The organism is Bacillus sp. JJ634, from assembly GCF_036962285.1.
GTDB lineage: Bacteria > Bacillota > Bacilli > Bacillales > DSM-1321 > Peribacillus > Peribacillus asahii_A.
This window is the reverse complement of sequence record NZ_JBALMU010000029.1, coordinates 1-10,483: the sequence shown is the minus strand read 5'-3', so window position 1 is coordinate 10,483 and position 10,483 is coordinate 1. Positions and strand designations below refer to the sequence as shown.

The following is a 10,483-nucleotide window of genomic DNA, read 5'->3' as shown; positions in this document are numbered from 1 at the left end:
GGTCATGAGTGGGCGAAGAAGAGTTAGATCAAGAATGGGTGGAATTAATAATGGAGGCCCGTAATAAAGGCATGACGAAAGAAGATATTCTCTTTTTTTTAACGAGTTATAAAGAACAAGAAATGATTGAATAAACGGACCCGGACGCAAACCGAGTTGGAAATGAACGATTTATGCTCCGGGTTTTTTTATAAAGCCCATTATTTTTCTTGTTTACTTTTCCACTGATTAAACTCGATGAATTCTCTAAATTGTTGTTTAGATACACCCGATTTCATCGCTTCTTCGACGATTTTGAGCCATTCGGAATCGAGGCTGTCCCTGTTCGGCTCATCAAAAAGGAGCGCATCAAGGGGGACATCGAGAACGGCAGCGATTTTTTCGAGAAATTGAATAGAAGGGTTTGTTTGTAAATTTCTTTCGAGTGAGCTTAAATAGGATTTCGCAACCCCCGCTTTTTCTGCTAGCTCAGTCATTGATATTTTCTTTTCCTGACGAAGTTTTTTCACTCGTGCACCGATTGTCATTTAACCACATCCTGAGACATTTTCTACTTTGTTGGTAAGTTTATTCGTCCTGTAGTTGAATAGATGTTTTAGCATCGCGTCTGTTTATAACTATTTACTTTCCATTTTACAGGGTCATAGTTCGTTTAGCCAATGTTTTTGTGATAAATATGGGAGTTCCTTGTTATAAGTGGTATGAAGTTGTACGAGTAGGGTAGAAGTGGTAAGATAAATGAGAATATTCTTTTTGATGATGAGTTTCTTCCTACTATATATATTTTTATAACAAGAGGAGCGTTTTTGAATGCTTAATATATTGAATAAAGTATTTGATCCGAATAAGCGTGAAGTCAAGCGTTTAGAGAAAACAGCTGATCAAATTGAGGCGTTAGCCGATCAGATGGCAGCCCTGACGGATGAGCAGTTGCGCGGGAAAACGGACGAATTTAAAGAGCGTTACCAAAAGGGTGAAACAGTCGATGATTTGCTTGTTGAGGCCTTTGCTGCTATTCGTGAAGGTGCGAAGCGAGCTTTAGGCATGTTTCCTTTCCGCGTTCAGTTAATGGGGGGAGCAGCCCTTCATGATGGAAACATCTCTGAGATGAAGACAGGGGAAGGGAAAACGTTAACCTCCACATTGCCGGTTTACTTAAATGCGCTGACAGGGAAAGGTGTTCATGTTGTCACGGTCAATGAATACTTGGCAGAGCGTGATGCGACGGAAATGGGAAAGCTATTTGAATTTATGGGCTTAACGGTCGGTTTGAACTTAAATAGCCTGTCTAAAGAAGAGAAACGAGCTGCTTATGATGCAGATATTACGTATAGTACGAACAATGAATTAGGCTTTGATTATTTACGAGATAATATGGTTCTTTATAAGGAACAAATGGTGCAGCGACCATTGCATTATGCGGTAATCGATGAGGTTGATTCGATTTTAATTGATGAAGCGCGAACACCGTTAATTATTTCAGGTTCGGCTCAGAAATCGACACAATTATATATGCAAGCCAATGCCTTTGTTCGAACGCTGCAACAGGACTTACACTACACATATGATGAAAAAACAAAAGGTGTTCAGTTAACGGAAGAAGGAATTAACCGTGCGGAAAAAGGATTTAATATTGATAACTTATTCGATATTAACCATGTAGCGCTGAATCACCATATTAATCAAGCGTTAAAAGCACATGCATCGATGCATAACGATGTGGATTATGTCGTTCAAGACGGTGAAGTTGTCATCGTTGACCAATTCACAGGACGTTTAATGAAAGGGCGTCGTTATAGCGATGGACTTCACCAAGCGATTGAGGCGAAGGAAGGGCTGGAGATTCAAAATGAAAGCATGACGCTTGCGACGATTACGTTCCAAAACTACTTCCGTATGTATGAAAAGCTATCAGGTATGACAGGTACAGCGAAAACGGAAGAAGAGGAATTCCGCAATATTTATAATATGAATGTTATTGCGATTCCAACGAACCGTGACGTCATTCGGGATGACCGCGCGGATTTAATTTATGCGTCGATGGATGGAAAATTCCGAGCAGTTGTTGAAGATATCGCAGAACGTAATCAAAAAGGGCAGCCTGTTCTTGTTGGTACAGTAGCGATTGAAACATCTGAAATTATTTCAAAATATTTATCGAAAAAAGGCATTCATCATGATGTGCTGAATGCGAAAAATCATGAGCGTGAAGCGGAAATTATTGCGAATGCAGGTAATCGAGGCGCGGTGACGATTGCCACGAATATGGCAGGACGCGGAACAGACATTAAACTTGGTGAGGGCGTGAAGGAGCTTGGCGGTCTTGCGGTTATTGGCACGGAACGTCATGAAAGCCGCCGAATTGATAATCAGCTGCGTGGACGTTCTGGCCGTCAAGGAGATCCAGGTGTAACTCAATTCTATCTTTCTATGGAAGATGAATTGATGCGTCGTTTCGGTTCCGATAATATGAAAAATATGATGGCGCGTCTCGGTATGGATGATTCGCAGCCGATTCAAAGTAAAATGGTCTCAAAAGCCGTTGAGTCTGCGCAAAAACGAGTAGAAGGAAATAACTTTGATGCACGTAAGCAATTATTGCAATACGATGATGTGTTACGTCAGCAACGTGAAATCATTTATAAGCAGCGTTTCGATGTATTAGAAAGTGAAAATCTTCGTGAAATTGTTGAACAAATGATGGAGGCTTCTATTAAGCGAAATATCGCGTCATTTGCGCCAATGGGTGACGAGGAAGGCTTTAATACGTCAGGTTTAATCGATTATGTGAACGGCAACCTTTTAAATGAAGGTACTGTAACGATTGATGATGTAAGCGGCAAAGATGAAGAAGAGTTATTTGAGCTTATTTTTAATAAAGTACAAGAGCGTTATAATGAGAAGGAAGAAGAGCTTTCTTCTGAGCAAATGCGTGAGTTTGAAAAAGTTATCGTGCTTCGTGCAGTAGATAGTAAATGGATGGACCACATTGATGCGATGGATCAATTGCGCCAAGGCATTCATTTGCGTGCTTATGGACAAAATGATCCGCTCCGTGAATATCAGCACGAAGGGTTTGTAATGTTTGAGAATATGGTTGCTGCGATGGAAGATGAAGTGGCAAAATATATTATGAAAGCAGAAATTCGCAATAACCTAGAGCGTAAAGAAGTGATGAAAGGGCAAGCGGTGAATCCGAAAGAGGAAGGCGGCGGCAAGGCGAAGAAGCAGCCAGCTCGTAAGCAGGATGAAGTAGGACGCAATGCACCATGCCCATGCGGTAGTGGAAAGAAATATAAAAACTGTCATGGCACTTTAGGCTAAGATAGATAGAAAAGGGGGAACGAATATCGGTTCCTCTTTTCATGTTTTGTTTGCGTATAGAACATTTTTTGCATATAGTTTAGAAGGATGATTAACATATTTATGAGGTGAAAGAAATGGAATTAGCGGAAATTAGAAATACCCTTGAAAAAACAGCTCAGCGATTAGCGGACTTTAGGGGGTCTCTTTGACTTAGATGAAAAAGAGGCACGAATCGCACAGCTAGAAAATGAAATGACGCATCCTGATTTTTGGAATGATCAGCAGAAAGCGCAAACGGTCATCAATGAAGCGAATGCTTTGAAAGATTCTGTAAATCAGTTAACGGAAATGACAGAAACATATGAAAACCTTGATTTAACGTATGAGTTAGTGAAGGAAGAAAGCGATGCGGAATTACAGGCAGAGCTGGAAGAAGAGATTGTTGCTCTTTCTCAAAAAATGAATGATTTTGAACTTCAGCTTTTATTAAGCGAAGAATATGATAAAAACAATGCTATTCTTGAATTGCATCCTGGTGCGGGTGGTACGGAGTCACAAGATTGGGGCTCTATGCTGCTTCGTATGTACACAAGATGGGCTGAGAAAAAAGGCTTTAAAGTAGAAACGTTAGATTATTTACCAGGTGATGAAGCGGGCATTAAGAGTGTCACATTGCTCATTAAAGGTCATAATGCCTATGGCTATTTAAAAGCAGAAAAAGGGGTACATCGTTTAGTGCGAATTTCTCCATTCGATTCATCAGGTCGTCGTCATACCTCTTTCGTTTCTTGTGAAGTGATGCCGGAATTCGATGATAATATTGAAATTGAAGTTCGTACAGAAGATTTGAAAATTGATACGTACCGTGCAACAGGTGCTGGTGGTCAGCATATTAATACGACGGACTCAGCGGTGCGGATTACGCATATCCCAACGGGCGTTGTTGTGACGTGTCAATCAGAGCGTTCACAAATCAAAAACCGTGCTCAAGCGATGAACATGTTGAAAGCGAAATTATATCAACGTGAATTAGAGCAGCAACAAGCTGAATTAGATGAAATTCGAGGAGAACAAAAGGAAATTGGCTGGGGAAGCCAAATTCGTTCTTACGTCTTCCATCCATATTCAATGGTCAAAGATCACCGTACGTCAACGGAAACCGGAAATGTTCAAGCGGTTATGGACGGAGAACTTGACTTGTTTATCGATTCTTATTTACGTTCAAAATTGTAATGTTTGTGAAGGGTGTCCAATTTGGATGCTCTTTTTTTATTTGGAGAGATTAGGCCTTGAATTGGTGAGATTATCGTTAGAATTGGCGAGATTATTGGCTAAATTGGCGAAATTATATACCGAATTGGCGAGATTATCGTAAAGGCGCCAAGGTAGCCTCACTCTTTAACGCTTTATCACGCTGTCATTTACCGAGAGGGGAGCGGATGTTATACTACTTTCGGTCAAATACTAACTCATAATGAAAATTATAGATACAGGTTGGTAGTATAAGGAGGAATTTGTTGTGAGAAAGCGACGTCGAGAGCCGCAGCATCCGGTCATCGAAAAGGTTTTAGAATACATATTTATTTTAATTGGTTCGGCGTTAATTGCGATTGCTTTTAATGTATTTTTGTTACCGAATCAAATTGCATCGGGTGGAGTTAGTGGGATTAGTACCATTTTTGCAGCGACGTTTGGGTTTGAGCCCGCGTATGTGCAATGGGCATTCAATATCCCGTTGTTTATTGCTGGATTAATTTTTTTAGGGATGCAATTTGGTGTGAAAACACTGATTGGGACGCTTTTTTTACCGTTTATTGTGTTTATGACACGAAACTGGGAGCCTTGGACGAACGATGCTTTGCTTGGTTCTATTTGTGGGGGAATTCTTGTGGGCGTTGGTTTAGGTATTGTTTTTCTTGGTAAGGCTTCGACAGGAGGAACGGATTTAGCGGCGCAAATTATTCATAAATATACGCATTTATCGCTAGGGATGTGTGTCGCCATCATTGATGGATTGATTGTACTAAGTGCTGCGTTTGTGTTTGATATTGAAAAGGGTTTGTATGCGTTAATTAGCTTGTATGCGACGGGCAAAACGATTGACCTTGTACAAATTGGCTTTAATCGTTCTAAGCTTGCCTTGATTATTACGAATAGAGAACCTGAAGTGAGGAAGGCTATATTACATGAGTTGGACCGTGGTGTTACAAGGCTTTCTGGCCAAGGCGGATATACGGATGATGAACGCCCGATTTTAATGTGTGTCGTCGATCAGTCCGAATTCACGAAACTGAAACAATTGGTCAAACTAGTTGATGCTAAAGCGTTTGTCATTGTAACGGATGCTTCTGAAGTACTTGGCGAGGGTTTTAAACGTGTATAAAGTTGCTATAATAGTATTTGGGTAAAATATACTCAGGAGGGGGATTATTCATGAAAAAGAAAATACTCGCTTTATTAATGGGAACATCACTCGTGCTAGCTGCTTGCGGAGGCGGAAATGATGAAAGCGCTGAAACAACAGATACAGCAAGTGCTGGGGATGCTACTAAGTTGTATGAAAATAAATGCTCTGCTTGTCATGGGGGTGATTTAGTAAGCGGTTCAGCTCCGGACTTAGATAAAATTGGTTCTAGATTATCACAAGAAGATATTGAGAAAGTGATTTTAGAAGGGCAGGGAGCTATGCCTAAAGGCTTATTAGATGAAAATGACGCAGCTAAAGTAGCGGAATGGTTAGCGGAAAAAAAGTAAGAACAACGATTATTTTAAAAAATAGTTCAAAAGCACCTGTTTAAGGTGCTTTTTTCATGTTCCAAATGAAATTAAATTGTAATATATTTATTCTTAAATTGTCAAAGTTTGATGGTATAATGGTGTCTGTGAGTAAAAAGAAGGTAGTTTCTTGTTGTTTTTTGTCGAAGGAAGATAGAGTTTAAAAACTAATTAGGTGGTTTTTATATGATAGAAATGAAAGATGTGTCTAAGACATATCCCAATGGCGTAGTAGCTGCCAATGGAATTAATGTGAAAATTGCAAAAGGTGAGTTTGTTTATGTAGTCGGTCCAAGTGGGGCCGGTAAATCAACATTTATTAAAATGATGTACCGCGAAGAGAAGCCTTCAAAAGGGAATATTATCGTTAATGGGATTAGCCTTCCAAGTATCCGCAACTCGAAAGTCCCTCTATTTCGCCGTAATATCGGCATGGTATTCCAAGATTTTAAATTGTTAGAGAAGTATACGGTTTACGAGAATGTAGCTTTCGCTATGGAAGTAATCGAAACGGATCCTGCAGACATTAAACCAAGAGTAATGGAAGTATTGGACCTTGTTGGACTGAAGCATAAGGCCAGAATGAAGCCAACCGAACTTTCAGGTGGAGAACAGCAGCGTGTTGCGATTGCCCGTTCGATTGTTAATGATCCTAAAGTGGTTATTGCCGATGAACCGACAGGAAATCTAGATCCGGAAACATCATGGGATATTATGAACATATTTGAAGAGATTAATCGACGTGGCACGACGCTTGTCATGGCGACACATAATAAAGACATCGTGAACAATATCAAACATCGCGTTATTGCGATTGAAGGCGGCCGCATTGTTCGAGATGAGCAGCGAGGAGAGTACGGATATGAAAATTAGTACGTTAGGTCGTCATTTCCGTGAAAGCTTTAAAAACATTGCGCGTAATGGCTGGATGACCTTTGCATCGATTAGTGCTGTAACGGTCACGTTGTTATTAGTCGGTGTTTTCTTAGTGATTATGATGAATTTAAATCATATTGCGGACAATGTGCAGAATGATGTTGAAATTAAAGCGTTTTTGGACAATGCAGCGGACGATGCTGATCGAGTTTCGGTTGAAAAGGATTTGAAACAGATTTCTGGTGTGGATACGGTCGTGTTTTCTCCAAGGGATAAAGAGTTAGATAATTTAATTGATGATCTCGGTGACAACGGTGATGTGTTTAAACCGTTTGAACAAGATAACCCGCTTCGTGATGCGTATATTATTAAAACGAAAACGCCAGAAGATGTGGTTAAAGTCGCGAAAAAAATCGAAAAAATTGAGCTTGTTCAAAGCGTGAACTATGGTCAAGGTTTTGTAGAAAATTTATTTAGCTTTGTAGATATTGCTCGGAATATAGGGCTTGTATTAGTTGCTGGATTGCTATTCACAGCTATGTTCTTAATCTCTAATACGATTAAGATTACGATTGTTGCGAGAAGTAAAGAAATTGAGATTATGAGACTCGTAGGAGCAACGAATTCATTTATTCGTTGGCCGTTCTTCCTTGAAGGATTATGGTTAGGTGTTTTCGGTTCTATTGTACCGATAGCGTTAATTTCCATTTTTTATTCTCAATTATATACATGGGCTATGCCGCAATTTACGATTAAATATTTAGAAATGCTGCCGACTGGTACATTTATTCTCCAAGTTTCTACAGTTTTACTGTTACTCGGAGCGATAATTGGTATGTGGGGAAGCTTAATGTCTGTTAGAAAGTTTTTGAAAGTATAAGCAAATGATTAACCTTCTCCTTGAAGCTCAGATTTTTGGAGAAGAAAGGAGAATGTAAGAAATGAAGAAGAAAATGATAGCGTTGAACGCAGCTCTTGTATTGGGAGTGAGCAGTATATTTACAGCTCCAGCAGCTTATGCTGAATCTCTTTCGGATTTAAACGAAAAGAAAGAGAGCATTCAAGAGAAGAGTTCTGATATAAAGGTAGATATTAAGGATACGGAAGCAGAAATTAATAAATTGGAGGCTCAGCAGCTAACCGTTGAGGAGCAGCTGGAAGAGCTTGCGAAAAGTCTAGAAGAAACAGCAAGTAAAATTGAGCAAAAAAATAATCAAATTGCTGAAACAAAAGCAGAAATCGAAGCGTTAAAAGCTGAGATTATTGTGTTGAAAGATCGAATCGCGAAACGAAATGAAGTATTGAAAGACCGAGCTGTTTCTTTCCAAGAATCAGGCGGCGATGTGAATTATTTAGAAGTAATCTTTGGTGCATCTAGCTTTAGTGACTTCCTTGATCGTGTGAATGCCATAGCCACAATTGCTGAAGCAGACCGCGATATTTTAATACAACATGAGCAGGATAAAAAAGAGTTAGAAACAAAGCAAAAAGCAGTAGAAGACAAATTAGCCAGCTTAGAAGCGATGAAGGCTGAATTAATTGAATTGGAAGAGAAGCAAAAGAAGCAAAAGCAACAAAAAGAAGCGCTTCAGAAAAAACTGAAGCATAAACATGAAGAAGCAGAAGAGTATAAAGTAGGTCTTGAGGAAGAAGCAGCGAACCTTGCTGCACAGGAATCGGCGATTAAAAAGGCGATTGAACTAGAAAAGTCACGTTTAGCAGAAGCAGAATCGGCTCGTAAAAAAGCAGCAGAAGAAGCGAAGCAGCAATCAAGTAGTTCATCATCAGCATCATCGTCATCATCATCATCATCATCATCAGCTGCTGCTGTAAAAGAGGCTCCTGTTTCATCAGGCAGTTTCACAAGACCGTCTGCAGGTGTTGTAACATCTCAAATGGGACCGCGCTGGAATAAACAGCATGCTGGAATTGATATTGCCGCAAGTGGAAACGTTTCAGTTGTTGCAGCTGCAGATGGAGTCGTGAGCCGCTCTTATTACTCAGATTCTTATGGAAATGTTGTCTTTATTTCTCATTCGATTGGCGGCCAGTTATATACGACAGTTTATGCGCATCTAAAATCTCGTCAAGCAAGTGCTGGACAAGTTGTATCAAAGGGTCAACAAATTGGTCTTATGGGGAATACAGGCCATTCTTACGGACAGCATTTACACTTTGAGTTACATAAAGGACCATGGAATGTGTCGAAATCCAATGCCGTTAATCCATTAAACTATGTTTCTTATTAACTGATAAAAAACGGGGCTGTCTCATAAGCTCCTAAAATAAAGCAGGTGGAGGAAAACCCTCCACCTGCTTTTTTATGTTTTCTGTTAGTTCTTTTTTAAGCTTATGACTTTTAACAAAATATTCATTAAAATAAATGTAGAATTTCAAAATCAAGAAAGGATGTGGACTATGGCGTATAAATCTCGTACTAAATCATCTCGATTACTAATTCTGAAGTCGTTAAATATTCGTATGAATCTTTCTGACAATGAGAGTCAGCAATATTTCAACCTTGAAAAGGGCTATGAAGGGGAGGTGATTTTTGATACATTGACAGAAAAGCTGCAGTGCGAATGCTTGATATTAAATGATCTGCTGCTCAAAATGAATAACAGCCTATTTCAAATTGATTCACTTATTATTACGTCAGAAGCCATTTACTTTTACGAAGTGAAAAATTATGAAGGGGATTATTATTATGAATCTGACAGAATATATAAGAACCCCAAATTTGAAATTATTAATCCAATCAACCAATTGAATAGAAGCGAATCCCTGTTACGCCAGTTACTCCACAATCTTGGATTTAATCTCCCTATTAATGCTTCAGTTGTTTTTATCAATCCGGAATTTACCTTATACCAATCACCTCTCAGCAAGCCATTTATTTTCCCAACACAGGTTAATCGTTATTTAAACAAACTAAATAAGATATCTTTAAAACTAAATGAAAAGCACAAAATGCTAGCCGACAAATTAGTTGAGTTGCATATTGAAGATTCCCCTTTTCAACAGTTACCACCTTATGATTATGATCAGTTACGAAAGGGAATGACATGTGTAAAGTGTGATTCATTTGCAATTTCTGTCCAGGGACACAAATGTATTTGTAAAGGATGTGGCCATAAAGAATTGGCTGAAACAACTATAATGCAAAGTGTGGAGGAACTTAAGCTTCTTTTTCCTAAACAAAAAATTACCACAAATCTAATCTATGATTGGTGTAAAGTAGTGAAGTCTAAAAAGAGGATACGGAGGATTCTAGAGAAAAACTATAAAAAAGTGGGAGTTCATCAATGGTCCTTTTATCAATAAAAGTAGAATGATAATTATCTACTTTCTAAATTAAAACTTTATTGGGGGGCTATTCTTTCATGTCCCCTGGATAATGTCCTTCATGACCTGGATGAAGGGCTTTTTGTGTGTGGGAATGCAGGATGATGTACTTCAAAGCTCGGATGAAGGCCATTTGGTGTGTGGAAATGCGGAAAAAAGTCCCTCATTGGTCTTCTGTCAA

The 10,483-nt window shown here is 39.2% G+C and carries 10 protein-coding genes; 9 read left to right on the top strand and 1 reads right to left on the bottom strand.

All coding sequences use genetic code 11. From position 1 onward, the window contains the following. The first annotated feature begins 8 nt into the window (after positions 1–8). Entirely contained in the window at positions 9–134 is a 126-nt protein-coding gene (gene sinI / locus V7068_RS05565; protein ID WP_499711456.1) for a DNA-binding anti-repressor SinI, read from the top strand. Positions 135–200: 66 nt separating this feature from the next. On the opposite strand, the gene V7068_RS05560 is transcribed toward sinI, so the two are convergent. After that, positions 201–527, bottom strand: a complete 327-nt coding sequence (locus V7068_RS05560; protein ID WP_499711455.1) for a helix-turn-helix domain-containing protein — start codon at positions 525–527, stop codon at positions 201–203. 283 nt (positions 528–810) lie between these two features. Between V7068_RS05560 and secA the strand changes: the two genes are divergently transcribed. The 8 genes from secA (at position 811) to V7068_RS05520 (ending at position 10,281) form a co-directional block, all read left to right on the top strand. Then, complete coding sequence (secA, locus tag V7068_RS05555; protein WP_499711453.1) at positions 811–3,324, top strand: preprotein translocase subunit SecA; 2,514 nt, start codon at positions 811–813, stop codon at positions 3,322–3,324. Positions 3,325–3,440: 116 nt separating this feature from the next. Then, positions 3,441–4,539 (top strand): peptide chain release factor 2 gene (gene prfB, locus V7068_RS05550; RefSeq protein ID WP_499711451.1). Its coding sequence is split into 2 segments (ribosomal slippage): positions 3,441–3,512 and positions 3,514–4,539, totalling 1,098 coding nucleotides; the frame shifts between segments, so codons are not numbered across the junction. A 286-nt stretch (positions 4,540–4,825) separates the two neighbouring features. Then, on the top strand, positions 4,826–5,689 hold the full coding sequence (locus V7068_RS05545) for a YitT family protein (protein ID WP_499711449.1): 864 nt from the start codon (positions 4,826–4,828) through the stop codon (positions 5,687–5,689). 50 nt (positions 5,690–5,739) lie between these two features. Continuing rightward, on the top strand, positions 5,740–6,060 hold the full coding sequence (cccB, locus tag V7068_RS05540; RefSeq protein WP_499711447.1) for a cytochrome c551: 321 nt from the start codon (positions 5,740–5,742) through the stop codon (positions 6,058–6,060). Between the two features lie 207 nt (positions 6,061–6,267). Continuing rightward, complete coding sequence (gene ftsE, locus V7068_RS05535; protein WP_252287348.1) at positions 6,268–6,954, top strand: cell division ATP-binding protein FtsE; 687 nt, start codon at positions 6,268–6,270, stop codon at positions 6,952–6,954. Continuing rightward, on the top strand, positions 6,944–7,837 hold the full coding sequence (ftsX, locus tag V7068_RS05530; RefSeq protein WP_499711446.1) for a permease-like cell division protein FtsX: 894 nt from the start codon (positions 6,944–6,946) through the stop codon (positions 7,835–7,837). Before ftsE ends, ftsX begins: the two co-directional genes overlap by 11 nt. 61 nt (positions 7,838–7,898) lie before the next feature. Then, positions 7,899–9,206, top strand: coding sequence for a murein hydrolase activator EnvC family protein (locus tag V7068_RS05525; protein ID WP_499711444.1), 1,308 nt, complete (start codon positions 7,899–7,901; stop codon positions 9,204–9,206). A gap of 169 nt (positions 9,207–9,375) precedes the next feature. After that, a complete protein-coding gene (locus V7068_RS05520) occupies positions 9,376–10,281 on the top strand; it encodes a nuclease-related domain-containing protein (RefSeq protein ID WP_499711442.1) in 906 nt (301 codons plus the stop codon). Positions 10,282–10,483: the final 202 nt, after the last annotated feature.

What these genes read in the sequence shown, in the direction of transcription:
- ftsE (WP_252287348.1), top strand. Translation starts at nt 6,268, where the DNA reads ATGATAGAAATGAAAGATGTGTCTAAGACATATCCCAATGGCGTAGTA.
- cccB (WP_499711447.1), top strand. Translation starts at nt 5,740, where the DNA reads ATGAAAAAGAAAATACTCGCTTTATTAATGGGAACATCACTCGTGCTA.
- V7068_RS05525 (WP_499711444.1), top strand. Translation starts at nt 7,899, where the DNA reads ATGAAGAAGAAAATGATAGCGTTGAACGCAGCTCTTGTATTGGGAGTG.
- V7068_RS05520 (WP_499711442.1), top strand. Translation starts at nt 9,376, where the DNA reads ATGGCGTATAAATCTCGTACTAAATCATCTCGATTACTAATTCTGAAG.
- ftsX (WP_499711446.1), top strand. Translation starts at nt 6,944, where the DNA reads ATGAAAATTAGTACGTTAGGTCGTCATTTCCGTGAAAGCTTTAAAAAC.
- V7068_RS05560 (WP_499711455.1), bottom strand. Translation starts at nt 527, where the DNA reads ATGACAATCGGTGCACGAGTGAAAAAACTTCGTCAGGAAAAGAAAATA.
- secA (WP_499711453.1), top strand. Translation starts at nt 811, where the DNA reads ATGCTTAATATATTGAATAAAGTATTTGATCCGAATAAGCGTGAAGTC.